This is a genomic window from Streptomyces sp. NPDC051173, assembly GCF_040689515.1.
GTDB lineage: Bacteria > Actinomycetota > Actinomycetes > Streptomycetales > Streptomycetaceae > Streptomyces.
Genome location: NZ_JBFBBD010000014.1, coordinates 1 through 20,061, shown reverse-complemented (window position 1 = coordinate 20,061; position 20,061 = coordinate 1). Strand labels below are relative to the sequence as shown.

The 20,061-nt window shown below is 70.9% G+C and carries 18 protein-coding genes; 17 read left to right on the top strand and 1 reads right to left on the bottom strand.

Translation table 11 applies throughout. The features are described from left to right. Positions 1 to 202 precede the first annotated feature (202 nt). The 5 genes from arc (at position 203) to prcA (ending at position 6,070) form a co-directional block, all read left to right on the top strand. Complete coding sequence (arc, locus tag AB0435_RS10985; RefSeq protein ID WP_366003107.1) at positions 203 to 1,969, top strand: proteasome ATPase; 1,767 nt, start codon at positions 203 to 205, stop codon at positions 1,967 to 1,969. Between the two features lie 336 nt (positions 1,970 to 2,305). Beyond that, positions 2,306 to 3,817: a depupylase/deamidase Dop gene (gene dop / locus AB0435_RS10980; RefSeq protein ID WP_366003109.1), complete on the top strand. Its 1,512-nt coding sequence runs from the start codon at positions 2,306 to 2,308 to the stop codon at positions 3,815 to 3,817. Between the two features lie 143 nt (positions 3,818 to 3,960). Beyond that, the gene (locus AB0435_RS10975; protein WP_058045164.1) at positions 3,961 to 4,179 is read left to right on the top strand and encodes a ubiquitin-like protein Pup; all 219 of its coding nucleotides are present in this window, start codon (positions 3,961 to 3,963) and stop codon (positions 4,177 to 4,179) included. Between the two features lie 233 nt (positions 4,180 to 4,412). Then, complete coding sequence (gene prcB, locus AB0435_RS10970) at positions 4,413 to 5,258, top strand: proteasome subunit beta (protein WP_366003110.1); 846 nt, start codon at positions 4,413 to 4,415, stop codon at positions 5,256 to 5,258. 47 nt (positions 5,259 to 5,305) lie between these two features. Then, positions 5,306 to 6,070, top strand: a complete 765-nt coding sequence (prcA, locus tag AB0435_RS10965) for a proteasome subunit alpha (protein ID WP_366003111.1) — start codon at positions 5,306 to 5,308, stop codon at positions 6,068 to 6,070. A gap of 10 nt (positions 6,071 to 6,080) precedes the next feature. On the opposite strand, the gene AB0435_RS10960 is transcribed toward prcA, so the two are convergent. Next, positions 6,081 to 7,127, bottom strand: a complete 1,047-nt coding sequence (locus AB0435_RS10960) for a LacI family DNA-binding transcriptional regulator (RefSeq protein WP_366426753.1) — start codon at positions 7,125 to 7,127, stop codon at positions 6,081 to 6,083. A gap of 498 nt (positions 7,128 to 7,625) precedes the next feature. On the opposite strand from AB0435_RS10960, the gene AB0435_RS10955 reads away from it, so the two are divergent. The 12 genes from AB0435_RS10955 to AB0435_RS10900 all read left to right on the top strand — a co-directional run bounded on the left by AB0435_RS10955 (position 7,626) and on the right by AB0435_RS10900 (position 19,943). Next, positions 7,626 to 8,888, top strand: a complete 1,263-nt coding sequence (locus AB0435_RS10955; protein WP_366426728.1) for an MFS transporter — start codon at positions 7,626 to 7,628, stop codon at positions 8,886 to 8,888. A gap of 9 nt (positions 8,889 to 8,897) precedes the next feature. After that, a complete protein-coding gene (gene pafA, locus AB0435_RS10950; RefSeq protein WP_116210878.1) occupies positions 8,898 to 10,259 on the top strand; it encodes a Pup--protein ligase in 1,362 nt (453 codons plus the stop codon). A 136-nt stretch (positions 10,260 to 10,395) separates the two neighbouring features. Further along, on the top strand, positions 10,396 to 11,376 hold the full coding sequence (locus tag AB0435_RS10945) for an FKBP-type peptidyl-prolyl cis-trans isomerase (protein ID WP_366426727.1): 981 nt from the start codon (positions 10,396 to 10,398) through the stop codon (positions 11,374 to 11,376). A 76-nt stretch (positions 11,377 to 11,452) separates the two neighbouring features. Next, positions 11,453 to 11,833 carry an FKBP-type peptidyl-prolyl cis-trans isomerase gene (locus tag AB0435_RS10940; protein WP_366003114.1) on the top strand — a complete coding sequence of 127 codons (381 nt, stop codon included), beginning with the start codon at positions 11,453 to 11,455 and terminating at the stop codon, positions 11,831 to 11,833. Positions 11,834 to 11,959: 126 nt separating this feature from the next. Then, positions 11,960 to 12,985 carry a WYL domain-containing protein gene (locus AB0435_RS10935; RefSeq protein ID WP_366003115.1) on the top strand — a complete coding sequence of 342 codons (1,026 nt, stop codon included), beginning with the start codon at positions 11,960 to 11,962 and terminating at the stop codon, positions 12,983 to 12,985. Positions 12,986 to 13,028: 43 nt separating this feature from the next. Then, on the top strand, positions 13,029 to 13,991 hold the full coding sequence (locus AB0435_RS10930) for a WYL domain-containing protein (RefSeq protein ID WP_366003117.1): 963 nt from the start codon (positions 13,029 to 13,031) through the stop codon (positions 13,989 to 13,991). A gap of 32 nt (positions 13,992 to 14,023) precedes the next feature. Then, complete coding sequence (locus AB0435_RS10925; RefSeq protein ID WP_366003119.1) at positions 14,024 to 14,278, top strand: hypothetical protein; 255 nt, start codon at positions 14,024 to 14,026, stop codon at positions 14,276 to 14,278. Positions 14,279 to 14,346: 68 nt separating this feature from the next. Next, a complete protein-coding gene (locus tag AB0435_RS10920; protein ID WP_366003120.1) occupies positions 14,347 to 14,553 on the top strand; it encodes a hypothetical protein in 207 nt (68 codons plus the stop codon). A gap of 242 nt (positions 14,554 to 14,795) precedes the next feature. After that, positions 14,796 to 15,077, top strand: a complete 282-nt coding sequence (tatA, locus tag AB0435_RS10915) for a Sec-independent protein translocase subunit TatA (RefSeq protein WP_366003122.1) — start codon at positions 14,796 to 14,798, stop codon at positions 15,075 to 15,077. A gap of 62 nt (positions 15,078 to 15,139) precedes the next feature. Continuing rightward, positions 15,140 to 16,063: a twin-arginine translocase subunit TatC gene (gene tatC, locus AB0435_RS10910; protein WP_366003123.1), complete on the top strand. Its 924-nt coding sequence runs from the start codon at positions 15,140 to 15,142 to the stop codon at positions 16,061 to 16,063. 97 nt (positions 16,064 to 16,160) lie between these two features. Beyond that, the gene (locus AB0435_RS10905; protein WP_366003125.1) at positions 16,161 to 17,069 is read left to right on the top strand and encodes a diacylglycerol kinase; all 909 of its coding nucleotides are present in this window, start codon (positions 16,161 to 16,163) and stop codon (positions 17,067 to 17,069) included. A 45-nt stretch (positions 17,070 to 17,114) separates the two neighbouring features. Continuing rightward, on the top strand, positions 17,115 to 19,943 hold the full coding sequence (locus AB0435_RS10900; RefSeq protein WP_366003126.1) for a DEAD/DEAH box helicase: 2,829 nt from the start codon (positions 17,115 to 17,117) through the stop codon (positions 19,941 to 19,943). Positions 19,944 to 20,061 lie beyond the last annotated feature (118 nt).

Genomic DNA, 20,061 nt, shown 5'->3' with positions numbered 1-20,061 from the left:
AGCCCTGACGGGTGTTGACCGACTCGACGATACAACCGCCCGCTTTCCGATGTTGATGGGTGGGTATTCCCCTGCTGTGGGGACGTGCGCAAGGGTGAAGATCGGACACACTCCGACCGGGTTTGTGATCTAGGGGTTTCAACCTGCACCCGCCCAGGTAGGGTCAGGAAGCGTCCAGCTCCCCTTGGAGGAGGTGAGGACCGTGGCAGCCCACGACGACGACATGAACCGCGGCATCCGGCCGGGACGAGGGTCTGACGACCTCGCGAGCCAGGTTGCCTATTTCGAGCAGGAGATCGCCGTCCTGCGGCGCAAGCTCGCCGACTCTCCGCGTCACACGAGGATTCTCGAAGAGCGGATCGTCGAGCTCCAGACGAACCTGGCCGGGGTGTCCGCTCAGAACGAGCGGCTCGCCAATACCCTCCGCGAGGCCCGCGACCAGATCGTCGCGCTCAAGGAGGAAGTCGACCGGCTCGCGCAGCCGCCGGCCGGCTTCGGGGTCTTCCTGCAGGCGAACGAGGACGGTACGGCGGACATCTTCACCGGAGGCCGCAAGCTCCGGGTCAATGTCAGCCCCACCCTCGAGCTCGACGACCTCCGGCGAGGCCAGGAGGTCATGCTCAACGAAGCGCTCAACGTGGTCGAAGCCATGGAGTACGAGCGGGCCGGTGACATCGTCACCCTCAAGGAGATCCTCGAGGACGGCGAGCGGGCCCTGGTCATCGGGCACACCGACGAGGAGCGGGTGGTGAGGCTCGCCGAGCCGCTGCTGGACACCACCATCCGCCCCGGCGACGCCCTGCTGCTCGAACCCCGATCCGGCTACGTCTACGAGGTCATCCCGAAGAGCGAGGTCGAGGAGCTCGTCCTCGAAGAGGTCCCGGACATCGACTACACGAAGATCGGCGGACTGGGCAACCAGATCGAGCTGATCCGCGACGCGGTCGAGCTCCCCTACCTCTACCCCGACCTCTTCAAGGAGCACGAACTGCGGCCGCCCAAGGGCGTGCTGCTGTACGGCCCGCCCGGCTGCGGCAAGACGCTCATCGCCAAGGCCGTCGCCAACTCCCTTGCCAAGAAGGTTGCGGAGGTCACCGGCCAGCCCGCGGGGAAGAGCTTCTTCCTGAACATCAAGGGCCCCGAGCTGCTCAACAAGTACGTCGGCGAGACCGAGCGGCACATCCGGCTGATCTTCCAGCGGGCCAGGGAGAAGGCGAGCGAGGGCACGCCCGTCATTGTCTTCTTCGACGAGATGGACTCCCTCTTCCGCACCCGCGGCTCCGGCGTCAGCTCGGACGTGGAGAACACCATCGTCCCGCAGCTGCTCTCCGAGATCGACGGCGTGGAGGGCCTGGAGAACGTCATCGTCATCGGCGCCTCCAACCGCGAGGACATGATCGACCCCGCGATCCTGCGCCCCGGCCGCCTCGATGTGAAGATCAAGATCGAGCGTCCGGACGCGGAGGCGGCCAAGGACATCTTCTCGAAGTACCTGACCGCCACCCTGCCCATCCACACGGACGACCTCGCCGAGCACGGCGGCGACGCCAAGGCGGCCGTGGCCGGGATGATCCAGTCGGTGGTCGAGCAGATGTACGCGGAATCCGAGGAGAACCGCTTCCTGGAGGTCACCTACGCCAACGGTGACAAGGAAGTCCTCTACTTCAAGGACTTCAACTCCGGCGCGATGATCCAGAACATTGTGGACCGGGCCAAGAAAATGGCGATCAAGGCATTCCTGGACCACAACCAGAAGGGCCTGCGCGTCTCCCACCTGCTCGCCGCCTGCGTGGACGAGTTCAAGGAGAACGAGGACCTGCCCAACACCACCAACCCGGACGACTGGGCCCGTATCTCCGGGAAGAAGGGCGAGCGGATCGTCTTCATCCGCACCCTCGTCACCGGAAAGCAGGGCGCCGACACCGGTCGCTCCATCGACACGGTGGCCAACACCGGTCAGTATCTGTAAAACCGTCGTCCGGCTGCGGATGTCCTACCCCCCGCTTTTGGCGGGGGGACACCCAGGGCGTCCGTGGCCGGACGTGTTTTCCGCCGCCTTTTCGGCGGCTCCCGGTCTCCGTGAGATTTTCCGCCAGGTGTGCACCAGGATTTCGCCACGACGGCGCCGATCGACCGGGTACGGCACGAACCGGAGCAATGACTGTAATGATCTCCCCACCGCCGCAAAGCCGTTCTAGGCTCTTCGGTACCACCGCTCAGCGCGTGGGGGAGCACACGGACCGGAAGCGCAGCGGTACTTGAGCGCCGACCCCATTCCGGGGCGCCGCCGGGCAAGGAGGGCCGCATGACCGTACGGCGAGTAATGGGCATTGAGACGGAGTACGGGATCTCCGTCCCCGGTCACCCGAACGCCAATGCCATGCTCACCTCGTCCCAGATCGTCAACGCCTACGCGGCGGCGATGCACCGGGCGCGACGAGCCCGCTGGGACTTCGAGGAGGAGAATCCGCTGCGGGACGCCCGCGGCTTCGACCTCGCCCGCGAGGCCGCCGACTCCAGCCAGCTCACGGACGAGGACATCGGCCTGGCCAATGTCATCCTCACCAACGGGGCCCGGCTGTACGTCGACCACGCGCACCCCGAGTACAGCTCCCCGGAGATCACCAATCCGCGGGACGCCGTCCTCTGGGACAAGGCGGGGGAGCGGATCATGGCCGAGGCCGCCGAGCGCGCCGCCCAGCTGCCCGGAGCCCAGCCGATCCACCTCTACAAGAACAACACCGACAACAAGGGCGCGTCCTACGGCACCCACGAGAACTACCTGATGAAGCGGGAGACCCCCTTCTCGGACATCGTGCGCCACCTGACGCCCTTCTTCGTCTCCCGGCAGGTGGTCACCGGAGCGGGCCGGGTGGGCATCGGGCAGGACGGCCGGGAGCACGGCTTCCAGCTCAGCCAGCGCGCGGACTACTTCGAGGTCGAGGTCGGCCTGGAGACCACGCTCAAGCGGCCCATCATCAACACCCGCGACGAGCCGCACGCCGACGCCGAGAAGTACCGCCGGCTGCATGTGATCATCGGCGACGCCAACCTCTCGGAGATCTCCACCTACCTCAAGCTCGGCACCACCGCCCTGGTGCTCTCGATGATCGAGGACCGGTTCATCACCGCCGACCTCGCCGTCGAGCAGCCCGTCCGCACCCTCCACCAGGTCAGCCACGACCCGACCCTCAAGCGCCTCGTCACGCTCCGCAGCGGGCGCACGCTCACGGCCGTCCAGCTCCAGATGGAGTATTTCGAGCTGGCCCGCAAATACGTGGAGGACCGCTTCGGGGCGGACGCGGACGAGCAGACCAAGGACGTGCTCGGCCGCTGGGAGGACGTGCTGGGGCGGCTGGAGCACGACCCGATGAGCCTCGCCGGGGAGCTGGACTGGGTGGCCAAGCGCGAGCTCCTGGAGGGCTACCGGCGCCGGGACGGCCTGGACTGGGACGCGGCCCGGCTGCACCTGGTGGACCTGCAGTACGCGGACGTGCGGGCCGACAAGGGCCTCTACAACCGCCTCGCGGCCCGCGGCAGGATGAAGCGCCTGCTGGACGAGACCGAGGTCGGGCGCGCCCGCACGGCACCGCCGGAGGACACCCGGGCGTACTTCCGCGGCCGCTGTCTCGAACAGTACGCCGACGACGTGGCGGCCGCGTCCTGGGACTCGGTGATCTTCGATCTGCCGGGCCGGGACTCCCTGCAGCGGGTGCCCACCCTGGAGCCGCTGCGCGGCACGCGCAACCACGTCAAGGAGCTCCTGGACCGCTGCCGCACCGCGGAGGAGCTGGTGCGGGTGCTTTCGGGCGGCTGAGGGGTCTGAGAAGCGGGGGAACCGGGAATCATCACGGTGGTTCCGGGACGTTGTAGCAAGTACAGGGCCGATGTCGGACCCTGCTTGTAGGGTCTGAACGAGAACGTCCGATCTTGTACGTCGAACCGAGCGGGGTGAGGGATATGGCGACCAAGGACACCGGCGGCGGGCAGCAGAAGGCCACGCGATCCACGGAGGACGTGGAGGAGCAGGCGCAGGACGCGCAGGTCTCGGAGGATCTCAAGGAGCGGCAGGAGAAGCTCTCCGACGACGTCGACTCCGTGCTCGACGAGATCGACGACGTCCTCGAGGAGAACGCGGAGGACTTCGTCCGGAGCTTCGTGCAAAAGGGCGGCGAGTAGTCCGCTCCCCCTGTCGCGAGTACGGCCTGGGTCAGGCCGAGTTGTCCGGCCCGGCGGGGTCGCGGAGAGGTCGCCGACGTGATCTGTCCCGCTGCTCCGTCCGGGCGGGTGGATCGCGATCAAGGGACGGGTAAGGTCCCTGGCGTACTGTGCTTCAGCTGCAAGCGGCGTTGGGGCATCACGATCGGGCGGCCGTCATGGGGGCGGGCCGCCGCATATGTGGAAGGAAACGTGTGGAAGCCAACACTCGTGGCACCGGGCGTCTGCCGGCAGCCTTCCTGACGCCCGGGTCCTCCTCGTTCATGGACTTCCTCGGCGCGCACTCGCCGGAACTGCTGCCGGGCAACCGCCCGCTGCCTCCGGTGAAGGGCGCGGTGGAGGCCCCGCACGGGACGACCATCGTCGCGGCGTCGTTCCCCGGCGGCGTGGTGCTGGCCGGTGACCGCAGGGCGACGATGGGCAATGTCATCGCGCAGCGTGACATCGAGAAGGTCTTCCCGGCCGACGAGTACTCGGCCGTCGGGATCGCGGGCACGGCGGGGCTGGCCGTGGAGATGGTCAAGCTCTTCCAGCTCGAACTGGAGCACTTCGAGAAGGTCGAGGGCGTCCAGCTCTCGCTGGAGGGCAAGGCCAACCGGCTGTCCACCATGATCCGCAGCAATCTCGGCATGGCCATGCAGGGCCTCGCCGTGGTGCCGCTCTTCGCCGGCTGGGACGTCGACCGGCAGAAGGGCCGGATCTTCTCCTACGACGTGACCGGCGGCCGCTCCGAGGAGCACGGCTTCGCGGCCACCGGCTCCGGGTCGGTCTTCGCGCGCGGCTCGTTGAAGAAGCTCTTCCGCGAGGACTTGACGGAGAGTCAGACCGCCACGCTCGTCGTCCAGGCGCTCTACGACGCCGCCGACGACGACTCCGCGACGGGCGGGCCCGACCTCGCGCGCCGCATCTATCCGATCGTCACCGTCATCACCGACGAGGGCTTCCGGAAGCTGACCGAGGCGCAGTGCTCCGAGATCGTCCGCGCGATCCACGACCGGCGGCTCGAGGAGCCGGACGGGCCGCGCGCCGCACTGCTCTGAGGTTCCACGGAATGTACTCGTCTAGGACAGAAAGGGACGGATAGCCGGTGTCGACGCCGTTCTATGTCTCACCCCAGCAGGCCATGGCCGACCGTGCCGAGTACGCCCGCAAGGGCATCGCGCGCGGCCGCAGCGTCGTCGTGCTCCAGTACGCCGACGGCGTCGTCTTCGTGGCCGAGAACCCGTCCCGCGCGCTGCACAAGGTCAGCGAGATCTACGACCGGATCGCCTTCGCGGCGGTGGGGAAGTACAACGAGTTCGAGAACCTCCGGATCGGCGGCGTCCGTTACGCCGACCTGCGGGGCTATACCTACGACCGTGACGACGTCACCGCCCGTGGCCTCGCCAATGTCTACGCCCAGACGCTGGGCAACATCTTCTCCAGCGCCGCTGAGAAGCCGTACGAGGTCGAGCTGATCGTCGCGGAGGTCGGGGCGGGCCCCGAGGACGACCAGATCTACCGCCTGCCGCACGACGGGTCCATCGTCGACGAGCACGGCTCGGTCGCGGTCGGCGGCAACGCCGACCAGATCAGCAGCTACCTCGACCAGCGCCACCGGGACGGCATGACCCTGGCCGAGGCGCTCAAGCTCGCGGTCGAGTCCCTGACCCGGGACAACAACGGCGGGGAGCGCACGCTCACCGCCGAGCAGCTGGAGGTCGCCGTCCTGGACCGGACGCGGCCGCAGCAGCGCAAGTTCAAGCGGGTGCTGGGCCGTCAGCTCTCCCGCCTGCTGGACGGGGAGGCGGTTCCGGCCGACGCCGAGGAGGACGCGGCGGACGAGCCGGAGGCCGGCTCCGCGGAGAGCTGACGCTCCGCCCTCAGAGGCCGGGCGTGCCGGAGGATCCGGCCCGCCCGGCCTCTGTCGTACTGCCCCGCACCACCAGCTCGACCGGCAGGGCGGGCGCCGTGGTGGCGCGGCCGTCGAGCACCGCCATCAGCGTGCGCATGCCCGCCTCGCCGACGGCCTCCGCGGGCAGCCGGACGGTGGTCAGCTCGGGTTCGACGGCCGTCGCCAGGGAGAGGTCGTCGAAGCCGGTCACCGAGACGTTGTCGGGCACCCGCAGGCCGAGCCGCCGGGCCGCCTTGCACGCGCCCGCCGCCAGGATGTCGTCGTCGCAGATCAGCGCGGTCGGGCGGGCGCCGGGCCGGGTGAGGGCGCGCTCCGCGGCCCGCAGGCCGTCGGCGACGGCGAGCGCGGCGGGCTCGGTGCGCAGCTCGGTGCCGGGCACCTCGCGCAGCGCGTCGGCGAGCGCCCTGGCCCGTACGTGGAAGGTCCACGAGTCGACATCGGCCGCGAGGTGCGTGAAGCGCCGGTGGCCGAGCGCGAGCAGGTGCTCGGTCACCTGCCGCATGCCGTCCGCGACGTCGAAGTTGACGGTCGCCGCCGTCTCGGCGCGCCGGGGGTCGCTGTCGAGCATGACCAGCGGCAGCCCGCCCTCGCGGATGGCGGCCAGGGCGTCCGCCGCCATGGAGGAGGCGATGATGCCGTCGAGCGTGGCGCGCGCCGAGGCGAAGGGGTCGCGGGCGGGGCCGACGCCCTCCGGTGAGGGGTAGAGGAGCACACCGACGCCGTGTTCGGCGGCGACGCGGGCCGCGCCGGTGTAGACGCGGGCGAAGAACTCGTTGGTGAGTGCCGGGACGACCAGCAGGGCGGTCCTGGCCCGGCCGAGCCGGAGGTTGCGGGCGGCGAGGTTGGGGCGGTAGCCCAGGCTGCGGGCCGCGGACCGTACGGCCTCGGCGGTCCGCTCGGAGACCCGCCCGCGCCACTTCTCACCCATGACGAGCGAGACGGTCGCCTGCGAAACCCCCGCGACCCGCGCCACGTCCCGGCTGGTGGCCCGGGCCCCGGTGCGCGGCCCCCGGATACTGGGCCACCGGCCGGCGTCACCCGCGCCGCGCCGCTCACTCCCCACAGGGCCCGGGGAACCGGCCGGCGGGGCGGCCCCGGTGGGCTTGTCGTCGCGTACTGTTGAACGTCCCTCGGGCGTCCCGCCGCGCCGCTCGCCCGGCGAGGCCCCGGCACCGCCGGTCCGCGTCCGGCCGGGGTGCGGGGTGTCCCCGGCGGCGTCTCCGGCCGGCGTCCGGCCGTGGCCTTCCGCCGCAGTGTCCTGCCGCCCGCTCGACGTGGCTCCGGTCACCGCCGGGCCCGGCAGCCCGGCACGCGTCCTGTCGGCCGCCGGGCCGTCCGCCCGTGCGCCGTCCGTCCGCCGAGAATTGCTCGACACTGGCAGCCTCCCCGTTCGCTCGCTCGCCGCAGGCGGCCCGGTGGACCGGCGGAGCCTCATCATGGTACGTATAACGTCAACGGTTATACGTAAAACCCGACCCTCGGGAAGGGATCGGGAAGAGAAGCGGAGTCATCGATGGCGGCCGGTTACGGCGACATGCTCAGGACGCGGTACGCGGCGCGTCTGCTGACCGGCACCCTCGTGGGGCGGTTGCCGAACGCCACCGCCGCGCTCGCGATCGTGCTGTTCGTGCGCGCCGAGGGCGGCAGCCTCGGGCTCGCCAGCGCCCTCTCCGCCGTCTACGGCGTGGCCAACGCCGTCGGCCAGCCGCTGCTCGGCCGGGCCGTCGACCTCTACGGCCAGCCGAAGGTGATGTTCCCCGCGGCCGTGCTGTCCGCGCTGGGCATGACCCTCTTCGCCGTCGGGAGCCTCGACCCGCTGCCGCTGCCCTACCTCGCCATGGTCGTGGCCGGCTTCTTCACGCCACCGCTGGAGGGCGGGCTGCGCGCGCTGTGGCCCTCGGTCCTCAAGGACGAGGGGCGCATCCACGCCGCGTACTCCCTCGACGCCATCGCGCAGGAAGTGATGTACGTCGTCGGGCCGTTGATCATCACCGGCTTCGTCGCCTTCTGGTCCCCGGCCGGCGCGCTCTACGTCATCAATCTGCTCGGCGTCCTCGGCGCGCTCGCGGTCGTCACCTCGCCGCCCTCGCGGCAGTGGCGCAGCGAGCCCCGCGACGCGCACTGGCTGGGCGCGCTGCGCTCGCGCGGACTGCTGGTGCTGCTCGGGACGTTCTTCTGCATCGGTACGGCGCTGGGCTCGATAGCCCTGGCGGCCGTCGCCTACGGCGGCGACCACGGCGGCGACACGGTCGCCGGTTACCTCCTCTCCGCCCTCGGCGTGGGCGCGCTCATCGGCGGCACGATCTACGGAGCCCGCCAGTGGCCGGGCACCCCGGAGCAGCGGCTGCGGGTGCTCGTGGCCGGACTCGCGGTCTGCTACGTGCCGCTGCTGCTGGTCCCCGGCGTCGTCGCGATGACGGTGCTGGCCGGTGTGGCGGGCGTCTTCCTGGCGCCGTCGCTGGCCTGTGCGTTCGTCGTCGTCGACCGGCACGCGCTGCGCGGCACGGTCACCGAGGCGTTCTCCTGGCTGGTGACGTCCTTCGGTGTGGGCGCGGCCATCGGCACGGCCTTCGCGGGTCCGGCGGTGGAGAACGGCGGCGGTGTCACGGCGGGGTTCGCGGTCGCGGTGTGCGGCGGATTCGCGGCGCTGCTGGTGCTGGTCCTGGCGCGGCGCGCCCTGCGGGCCCCGGAGGCTCCGTCCACGGTCGTGGCCCGGTCGGAAAATGATCGGAACGGTGCGGTCGAACCCGGTTTCAGCACAGGGGTTCAGGCGTAATGTTCAGGCATGGACCGCCGCATTTTCGGGCTGGAGAACGAGTACGGCGTCACGTGCACGTTCAGGGGACAGCGCCGACTGTCACCTGACGAAGTGGCGCGCTACCTCTTCCGCCGTGTCGTTTCCTGGGGGCGCAGCAGCAATGTCTTCCTGCGCAACGGTGCTCGTCTCTATCTGGATGTGGGTTCGCACCCCGAATACGCAACTCCGGAGTGCGACAGTGTGATCGAGCTGGTCACCCACGACAAAGCGGGCGAGCGCATTCTCGAAGGACTCCTCGTCGATGCCGAACGGCGCCTGCACGAGGAGGGGATCGCGGGCGACGTCTATCTGTTCAAGAACAACACCGACTCGGCCGGAAACTCCTACGGTTGCCATGAAAACTATCTCGTGGCCCGGCACGGCGAGTTCTCCCGCCTGGCGGACATCCTCATTCCCTTCCTCGTCACCCGGCAGCTGCTGTGCGGCGCGGGCAAGGTGCTCCAGACCCCGCGCGGCGCGGTCTACTGCGTGAGCCAGCGCGCGGAGCACATCTGGGAGGGCGTCAGCTCCGCGACGACGAGATCGCGCCCGATCATCAACACCCGGGACGAGCCGCACGCGGACGCCGAGCGCTACCGCCGCCTGCACGTGATCGTCGGCGACTCGAACATGTCCGAGACGACGATGCTGCTGAAGGTGGGCGCCACCGACCTCGTCCTGCGGATGATCGAGGCCGGGACGGTGATGCGCGACCTGACCCTGGAGAACCCGATCCGGGCGATCCGCGAGGTCAGCCACGACATCACCGGCCGCCGCAAGGTGCGGCTCGCCAGCGGCCGCGAGGCGTCGGCCCTGGAGGTCCAGCAGGAGTATTACGAGAAGGCCGTCGACTTCTGCGAGCGCCGCGGCATCCGCACGGGCACGGTCGAGCGGGTCCTGGAGCTGTGGGGCCGCACCCTGGAGGCGATCCGTGACGAGGATCTCGACCGGATCGACACCGAGATCGACTGGGTGATGAAGTACCGCCTCATCGAGCGGTACCGCGCGAAGAACAACATCACCATGTCGCACCCGCGGATCGCCCAGATAGACCTCGCGTACCACGACATCCACCGCCGCCGCGGGCTCTACTACCTCCTGGAGAAGCGCGGGCAGGCGGCCCGGGTGTGCAACGACCTGAAGATCTTCGAGGGCAAGTCGGTGCCCCCGCAGACCACTCGGGCCCGGCTGCGCGGTGACTTCATCCGGCGGGCCCAGGAGCAGCGCCGTGACTTCACCGTCGACTGGGTGCATCTGAAGCTCAATGACCAGGCGCAGCGCACGGTGTTGTGCAAGGACCCGTTCCGTTCGGTGGACGACCGGGTGGAGAAGCTGATCGCCGGGATGTAGTTCCGTCCGCCGTCCGTCACGGCAGCGCGCCGGGGCCGCACCCGGCGCGCTGCCGTGTCGGGCAGCGGTTGATCCAGGTGGCTCAGGCCGTAGAGTGGCGGGCACTGCTCAGACCCCCCTAGCCCGAGTTGGACTGATGAACCTCACGAAGAACACGCGTCGCCTCGCCGCGGCGTTGGCCGTGCCTGTCCTGCTGTTCACTGCCGCGGCGTGCGGGTCCGACGACGGCGGCTCGTCCGACTCCAAGGTGAAGGTGGAGGGGAAGTTCGGGGACAAGCCGGACATCTCCGCGCCGAAGGACGCCAAGGCCGGTGACAAGGTCTCGACGAAGACCTTGGTCGAGGGCAAGGGCGCCACCGTGGAGAAGGGCGCGTTCGTCCGGCTCGACTATGTCGGTCAGGCGATGAAGGCGGACAAGCCGCTCGTCAGCAGCTGGATGTCGCCGACCGGCGGCGCCGAGAAGGGCCCGCGGCGCCAGGCCGTGGCGCAGACCGGCCAGCCCGGCCGCGAGCTGCCCACGAAGGTGCTGGACGAGGTCGTCGGCAAGAAGGCCGGCAGCCGGATCGAGGTCGAGGGCACCGCCAAGGCGCTGGTCGGCGAGGAGCTCAACCCGCAGGCCGGGGTCACCCCCGAGGACGGCCTGGTGTGGGTCATCGACATCGTCGGGACGCAGAAGGTCGACCCGAAGAGCGAGGCCAAGGGCGAGCAGGCCAAGCCGGATTCGGGCATGCCCGAGGTGAAGGCCGCCCCGCAGAAGGCCGCGGAGATCACCATCCCCAAGGACGAGAAGGCGCCGACCGACCTCAAGCAGCAGCTGCTGATCAAGGGCGACGGCGCGGAGGTCAAGGCCGGTGACGGTCTGATCGCGCAGTACACGGGCGTGAAGTGGGAGGACGGCAAGAAGTTCGACTCCTCCTGGGACCACGGTGGCGCCACCGCCTTCCAGATCGGCACCGGCTCGGTCGTCCAGGGCTGGGACAAGGGCCTGGTCGGCAAGCACGTCGGCGACCGCGTCGAGCTGGTCATCCCGCCGAAGCTGGCCTACGAGGGCCAGTCGCAGAGCGGCCTCGACAAGAACACCCTGGTCTTCGTCGTCGACATCGTGGGCAAGGTCTGACCTCCGGGTCCGCCTTCCCCGTGGCATCTGCCAGACTTGCCCGGTTGTCCGCAGGATTTTTCACAGGAGAACTTTCGTGAGCATCGACAAGCCCGAGATCGACTTCCCCGAGGGCCCGGCCCCCACCGACCTTGAGATCAAGGACATCTGGGACGGCGACGGCGCCGTCGCCGAGGCCAAGGACTTCGTCAAGGTCCACTACGTGGGCGTGGCCTTCTCCACCGGCGAGGAGTTCGACGCGAGCTGGAACCGCGGCCAGGCGCTGGAGTTCCAGCTCGGCGTCGGCCAGGTCATCCAGGGCTGGGACCAGGGCGTCCAGGGCATGAAGGTCGGCGGCCGCCGCAAGCTGGTCATCCCGGCCCACCTCGCCTACGGCGACCGCGGCGCGGGCAATGCCATCGCCCCGGGCGAGACCCTGATCTTCGTCTGCGACCTGATGGGTGTCACCAAGCGCTGACGCCCCTGTGGCATGAGCGCGTGACGGGCCGAGGGCCCATGCCTGCGGGCATGGGCCCTCGGCTTTTGTCGTACGACCACCGAGCGGTACGGTCAACGGTTGAGAGCACAAGTAGAGAGGGCGTCGATGGCGATTGCCAAGGCCGAGCGGCTGATGAACCTGGCGCTGTGCCTGCTGGGCACGCGCCGTCCGCTCAGCAAGCGGGAGCTGCGGGCCTCGATCGAGGCATACCTCGAAGCCTTCGGGCCGGGACACGGAACCGGCTCCGGGCCCGGGCGGAGCGCGGCCTCGGGCGGCGAGGGCACGGGCAACGGCGGCGATGACGCCTTCAACCGCATGTTCGAGCGCGACAAGGACGACCTCCGCGAGCTCGGTCTGATCATCGAGACCGTGGAGAGCGTCGACGGCGAGACCGGCTACCTCGCCCGCCGCGACAGCAACCGCCTCCCGCCCGTCACCCTCGACGTCGAGGAGGCCGCCGCCCTGGGCCTGGCCGCCAAGGTCTGGCAGCAGGCGCGTCTCGCCGGTGCCGCCAGCGGCGCGCTCCAGAAGCTGCGCGCCGCCGGGATGCCGCTCGCGGAGGATCCGTACGAGGGCAACATGGCGCTCGAACCGCGCATCCCCGTCCACGAGGCGGCCTTCGAGCCGCTGATGCTCGCCGCCCGCGACCGCCGCCCCGTGACCTTCGACTACCGCAAGGCCAACGCCGCGCGCCCCGAGCAGCGGCACGTCGAGCCCTGGACGCTGGAGTGCTGGCGCGGCCACTGGTATCTGGCGGGCTGGGACCGCGACCGCGGTGCCGAGCGGGTCTTCCGGCTCTCCCGGATCACCGGCCGGGTGCGCTCGCGCGGCATCCCCTTCACCGCCCCCGTGCCCGACCATGTGACCGTCCGCGGGACGGTCGAGAGCTGGGCGGGGGAGACGGCGACCGGCACCGCCCGGATCAAGGTGCGGGCCGGCCACGGCTATCCGCTGCGCGCCCGCGCCCTCGCCGCCCGCGACCTGGGCGACGGCTGGGACGAGCTGGAGATTCCGTACGGCCACGGGCTGGACGCCTGGCTGGTCGAGTTCGGCCCGGACGTGATCGTGCTGGAACCCGCCGAACTGCGGGCCGACGTGCTCGACCGGCTGCGTGCCGTGGCCAAGGGCTGAACCGGAGCAGGACAAGAGCGGGAAAGGGACGGACCCACTTCTTATGGCCGGAAACGCCATTGACCAGACCCGGCGGATGCTGTCGCTGGTCACTTACCTGCGGGAGCGCCCCGGCGCCCGGGTCGCCGATGTCGCGCGCGCCTTCGGGATCACCGAGGACGAGCTGATCGGCGACCTCGACGTGCTGCCCATGTGCGGCACCAGCTTCCGCGGCGGTGACCTGCTGGACATCGACACCGACGGCGACCGCATCTGGTGGCACAACCCGGACGCGTCCGGCACGAGCACCGGCGAGCCGCTTCGGCTCGCCGCCGACGAGGCCACCGCGCTGCTGGTCGCCGCGCGTGCCGTCGCGACCCTGCCCGGCCTGCGCGAGGGCGACCGGCAGGCGCTGGTGCGCGCCACCGCCAAGATCGAGGCCGCGGCGGGCGAGGCGGCCGGTGCCAGCTCCCGCCTCTCGGTCACCTTCGAGTCCGAGGGCGGCGTCTTCGCCGACGTCGACCGGGCCATCGCCGAGCGCCGCCGCGTCTGGCTGCGCTACTACTCTCCCGCGCGGGACGAGCTCACCGAGCGCGAGGTCGACCCGATCCGGCTGTTCGCCGTGGGCCACACCTATATGGAGGCCTGGTGCAGGCTCTCGGAGGCGCGGCGCACCTTCCGCCTCGACCGGGTGGCCGAGATCCGGATCCTCGACGAGCAATCCGACCCGCCGCCCGTGGAGCTGCGGGACCTCTCCGAGGGCCTGGTGCAGCCGGCGGCCGAGGACCCGGAGGTCGTCATCGAGGTCGGGCCCGGCGGCCGCTGGGTCGCCGAGTACTACCCGCACGACAGCGCCGAGGAACTGCCCGAGGGCGGCTTGCGGATCACGCTGCGCACCCCCGACCCCGCGTCGCTGCGCCGGCTGGCGCTGCGGCTCGGCCGCGACGGGCGGATCGTCACCCCGCCGGAGCTGGCGGAGAGCGCGCGCGACGCGGCCCGTGAGGCCCTCGCGGCGTACGGCGAGTGACCACGGTGGTTTCGGGGAGAGGGGCGGGACGCATGGGCGGGGACGTACTGGGCGCCGGAAGGGCCGTGGCCGCGATCTTCAAGGCGGCCTGCCCGGACTGCCGGGGGCGCTTCGAGCTGGCGGCCGGGGCGCTGCGGCTGGCGATCGGCGCGAGCGACCGGACGACCTTCTACTCCTTCACCTGCCCCGACTGCGGCTCCGCCGTCCGCAAGCCGGCCGGGGAGCGGATCATCGAGCTGCTCACGGGTGGCGGAGTGCGTACGCTCCGGTTGCACTCGTCGGTGTGACGCCCGGGTCGGCGCCCGTCAGACCCGCCCTTTCCGGCCATCCCGCACACCCCGATAGGCTCGTTCCCATGTTCTGGCCCATGCTCGCCATCGCCCTCGCCTTCTGCGGCATCGCCGTGCTCGGCGTGCTCGCCGCCCGGGTCCTCGTAGAGGTGCGGCGGCTGGCCCGGCAGGTGTCCGAGAGCTCGGTGCGGATCACCCGCGCCGCCGAGGACCTCGAACGGGCGGCGACCCCGCTGGCCGGCCAGGCCGCGTCGGCTTTCCACCAGGACTGAGCGGGAGCCGCGGCCGGAGTGGCGGGGGCGGCCGCAGCACTCTCCTGTGGCCCGGAAGCTGGCGGTACGCTGTTTCGGGTGGCCCTGCTGACGAGGCGGAGGGCCGCAACCGGGCGTACGTGCGGGGATTGCCCAGCGTTAACCCCTGCGCGTTACGATCGCTGCCGTACAGCTGGTGGACAAATGTCCGATCAGTCGGCAGTACCCACCCCCATGCCGCTTCGGTGAGAAGGTAAACGCATATGTTCGGAAGGCTCGGCGCCCCCGAGATCATCCTCATCCTCGTCGTCGTTGTCCTGCTGTTCGGTGCGAAGAAGCTCCCGGACATGGCGCGCTCCCTCGGCAAGTCCGCCCGGATCCTCAAGAGCGAGGCCAAGGCCATGCGCTCGGAGGGCCAGGACAACGCCTCCGCGCCGGCCGACCCGCCCGCCACGGGCCAGACTCCCCGTACGATCAAGGCGGCTCCCGGCGACACCACCGCACGCCCGGTGAGCGAGACCAGCGAACGCACGACGCAGCACTGATCCAGGGACGACTGGGACGGCCGCCCGTGGTGACCGTCTGCCGCACGAGATAGGGACGTGGGTTGCCCAAGCCTGCCCGCAAGAAGGAGAAGGACCCCGAGGGGCGGATGCCGCTCGCGGACCACCTGCGTGAACTGCGCAACCGCCTGGCGAAGGCCGTGCTGGCCATCGTCGTGGTCGCGATCATCGCCGCGTTCTACAACAAGCAGATCATGGACTTCCTGTCCAGCCCGGTGCCCAAGTGCGCGAACCGGGATCTGTCGCAGAGCCACGGCGGCAACTGCGCCGTGCTGACGTTCAACACCCTGGCGTCGCCGTTCACGACCGTGGTGAAGGTGTGCCTGCTCGCGGGCGTCACCGTCTCCTCCCCGGTCTGGCTCTACCAGCTGTGGGCGTTCCTCGCGCCCGGCCTGCACAAGAACGAGAAGAAGTACACCATCGCCTTCGTGGCGACCGCCGCCCCGCTCTTCGTCGCGGGCGCCTACCTGGCGTACCTGATCATGCCCGCCAGCATGCGGGTGCTGCTCAGCGTCACCCCGGAGACCGCGGCCAACACCCTCGGCCTGAACGACATCCTCGACTTCACCGTCCGGATGATTCTCGTCTTCGGCCTCTCCTTCGAGTTGCCGCTGATCCTGGTCATGATGAACATGGTCGGCCTGGTCTCGGGCAGGACCATGCTCAAGTGGTGGCGCGGTGTCGTCATGGGCACCTTCGTCTTCGGCGCCGTCGCGACGCCGAGCACCGACCCCTTCGGCATGTGCGTCCTCGCCATCCCCATCAGCATCCTGTACTTCGGTGCCGTCGGCTTCTCGATCCTCAACGACAAGCGCCGGGCCCGCCGCAACCCCGACGCCTTCCTCGACGACGACGAGGCCGCGCCGCTGGACCTGACCCCGCAGCCGCTCGGCGACTCCGAGCCGATGCCCTCGCTGCCGGCCAACTCGGAACCCGTCCGCCGCAACGGCTACGACGACGTCACCTGACGTCCCGCGGCGGCCACCGGAGCCGCGTGCGCCCCAGGGGCGGCCGCTGTCGCAGCGGCCGCCCCTCGGCGCGTCCGGAGCCGATAAGGTCCGGCGGGTGACCAGCGACATCACCCTCTTCGTCAACCCAACGGCGGGCCGCGGGCGGGGCGCCCGGGCCACCCAGCCCGCCGCCCGGGTGCTCCGCGACGCCGGGTTCTCCGTCCGCACGGTGCTGGGCGAGGACGCCGCCGACGCCCTGGCACGGGCCCGGGCCGCGGTCGCGGGCGGCACCGGGGCGCTGATAGCCGTCGGCGGCGACGGGATGTGCTCCCTCGCGCTCCAGGCCGTCGCCGGGACCACCACCCCGCTCGGCGTCGTCGCCGTCGGCACCGGCAACGACTTCGCCCGCGCAGCCGGCCTGCCCGTACGCGCCCCGGCGGCCGCCGCCCGCGTCATCGCCGACTCCCTCAAAGGGGACGGCGGCCTGCCCGTGGACCTCGGCCGCGCCGGGGACACCTGGTTCGGCACCGTCCTCGCCTCCGGCTTCGACTCCCGCGTCAACGACCGCGGCAACCGGCTGCGGTTCCCCACCGGGCGGCTGCGCTACGACGTGGCGCTGCTCGCGGAACTCGCCGCGCTGCGCCCCGTGCCGTACCGCATCACCCTCGACGACGGGCCCGCCCGGCAGGTCGACGCCACCCTCGTCGCCGTCGGCAACGGCACCTCGTACGGCGGCGGCATGCGCATCTGCGCCGGCGCGCGGCTGGACGACGGGCTGTTCGACGTCACCGTCGTCGGCCCGTGCAGCCGCTCCACGCTCCTGGCGGTCTTCCCCAAGGTCTACAAGGGCACCCACCTCGGGCATCCGAAGGTCACCGTCCACCGGGCGGCCAGGGTGACGCTGGAGGCGCCCGGCACCACCGGCTACGCGGACGGCGAACCGCTCGGTCCGCTGCCGCTCACCGCCACGGCGGTCCCGGGCGCCGTCCGCCTCCTCGGAGCCCGCACCACGGGCGCTCGATAAAGATCGGGTGCGCTGTCAGGGGTCCCCGGTAGGCTCGTACACAAGATGACCGACGACATGTCCCCTGCTGAGCGCTACGCCCTGTCCCGGGCCCGCGCCGCCGAGCAGGCCACCGCGCTCGCCCCCTTCCGCGAGATGTACGAATTCGAGCTCGACCCCTTCCAGATAGAGGCGTGCAAGGCCCTGGAAGCGGGGAAGGGCGTGCTGGTCGCGGCGCCGACCGGCTCGGGCAAGACCATCGTGGGCGAGTTCGCCGTCCACCTCGCCCTCACGCAGGGCCGCAAGTGCTTCTACACCACGCCGATCAAGGCGCTGTCGAACCAGAAGTACAGCGATCTCGTCAAGCGCTACGGCGCCGCCAAGGTCGGCCTGCTGACCGGTGACAACAGCGTCAACGCCGACGCCCCGGTGCTCGTCATGACCACCGAAGTGCTGCGCAACATGCTCTACGCGGGCTCCCAGGCGCTCGACGGCCTCGGCTACGTGGTCATGGACGAGGTGCACTATCTCTCCGACCGCTTCCGCGGCGCCGTCTGGGAGGAGGTCATCATCCACCTCCCGGACTCGGTGACGCTGGTGTCCCTGTCGGCCACCGTCTCCAACGCCGAGGAGTTCGGCGACTGGCTGGACACCGTCCGCGGTGACACCGAAGTGATCGTCTCCGAGCACCGGCCCGTGCCGCTGTGGCAGCACGTCCTCGCCGGGCGGCGGATGTACGACCTCTTCGAGGAGAAGGACGGCCCCGAGGGCACCCCCGGCGCCGGGCGCCGCGAGGTCAACCCCGACCTGGTGCGGCTGGCCCGGATGGAGAACAGCCGCCCCTTCGGCGGCCGCGACCGCCGCCGCGGCAAGAACCTCCGCGAGGCCGACCGCGAGCGCGAGCGCCGCCAGCGCAGCCGGATCTGGACCCCCAGCCGCGTCGAGGTCATCGAGCGGCTCGACGCCGAGGGCCTGCTGCCCGCCATCACCTTCATCTTCAGCCGGGCCGGCTGCGAGGCCGCCGTCCAGCAGTGCATGTACGCCGGGCTGCGGCTCAACGACACCGAGGCGCGCGCCAGGGTCCGCGAGATCGTCGAGGAGCGCACCGCCTCCATCCCCGACGAGGACCTCCACGTCCTGGGCTACTTCGAGTGGCTGGAGGGGCTGGAGCGCGGCATCGCCGCGCACCACGCCGGGATGCTGCCCACCTTCAAGGAGGTGGTCGAGGAGCTCTTCGTCAAGGGCCTGGTCAAGGCCGTCTTCGCCACCGAGACCCTCGCCCTGGGCATCAACATGCCGGCCCGTTCGGTCGTCCTGGAGAAGCTCGTCAAGTGGAACGGCGAGCAGCACGCCGACATCACCCCCGGCGAGTACACCCAGCTGACGGGCCGCGCCGGCCGGCGCGGCATCGACGTCGAGGGACACGCGGTCGTCCTGTGGCAGCGCGCCATGGACCCCGGCGCGCTCGCGGGCCTGGCCGGCACCCGTACGTATCCGCTGCGCTCCAGCTTCAAGCCGTCGTACAACATGGCGGTCAACCTCGTCTCGCAGTTCGGCAGGCACCGCTCGCGGGAGCTCCTGGAGACCTCCTTCGCGCAGTTCCAGGCGGACAAGTCGGTCGTCGGCATCTCCCGGCAGGTGCAGAAGAACGAGGAGGGCCTGGCGGGCTACCGCGAGGCCGTCACCTGCCACCTCGGCGACTTCGAGGAGTACGCGCGGCTGCGCCGCGAGCTCAAGGACCGCGAGACCGAGCTGGCCAAGCAGGGCGCCACCCAGCGCAGGGCGGCCGCCGCCGCGGCGCTGGAGAAGCTCAAGCCGGGCGACGTCATCCACGTGCCCGCCGGGAAGTACGCCGGCCTGGCCCTGGTGCTCGACCCCGGGCTGCCCGCGGGCCGCACCGACCGGCACCGCGGCTTCGACCCGCACGACGGGCCCCGCCCGCTGGTGCTCACCGCGGAGCGGCAGGTCAAGCGGCTGGCGCCGATCGACTTCCCGGTGCCCGTCGAGGCCCTGGAGCGGATGCGCGTCCCCAAGTCCTTCAACGCCCGCAGCCCGCAGTCCCGGCGCGACCTCGCCTCCGCGCTGCGCACCAAGGCCGGGCACATCGTGCCCGACCGGCACCGCAAGCAGCGGGCCGCGGCCGCCGACGACACCGAGATCACCCGGCTGCGCACGGCCATCCGCGCGCACCCCTGCCACGGCTGCAACGACCGCGAGGACCACGCCCGCTGGGCCGAGCGCTACCACCGGCTGCTGCGGGACACCCGCCAGCTGGAGCGCCGCATCGAGGGCCGGACGAACACGATCGCCCGCACCTTCGACCGCATCTGCCGGCTCCTGACCGACCTCGGCTATCTGCGCGCCGACGAGGTCACCGAGGACGGCCGCCGACTGGCCCGGCTCTACGGCGAGTTGGACCTGCTGGCCTCGGAGTGCCTGCGCGACGGCGTCTGGGACGACCTCCAGCCGGCCGAGCTCGCGGCGTGCGCCTCGGCGCTGGTCTTCGAGGCGCGCATGGCCGACGACGCGGCACCGCCGAAGCTGCCCGCGGGCCCGGCGCAGGCCGCGCTCGGCGAGATGATCCGGATCTGGGGCCGCCTCGACGCCCTGGAGGAGGAGCACAAGATCAACCAGGCGGAGGGCGTCGGCCAGCGCGAGCCGGACCTGGGCTTTGCCTGGGCCGCGTACCGCTGGGCACAGGGGCACGGCCTCGACGAGGTGCTCCGTGACATCGAGATGCCGGCGGGTGACTTCGTCCGCTGGTGCAAGCAGCTGATCGACGTCCTCGGCCAGATCGCGGCGGCGGCGCCGCAGGGCAGCCCTGTTGCGCGCAACGCGCGCAAGGCGGTTGATGGGTTGCTGCGGGGTGTGGTGGCGTACTCGTCGGTGGGGTGACGATTCGCTGCGCTTTGCGGGAGGCGGGTTTGCCGGGTGCGGGTCGGCTGCGCCTGCGGCGGGCTTGTTCCCCAGCCCCGCCCCTTCCCGAAACTGGGGGCAAGCCCCCAGTTTCGGG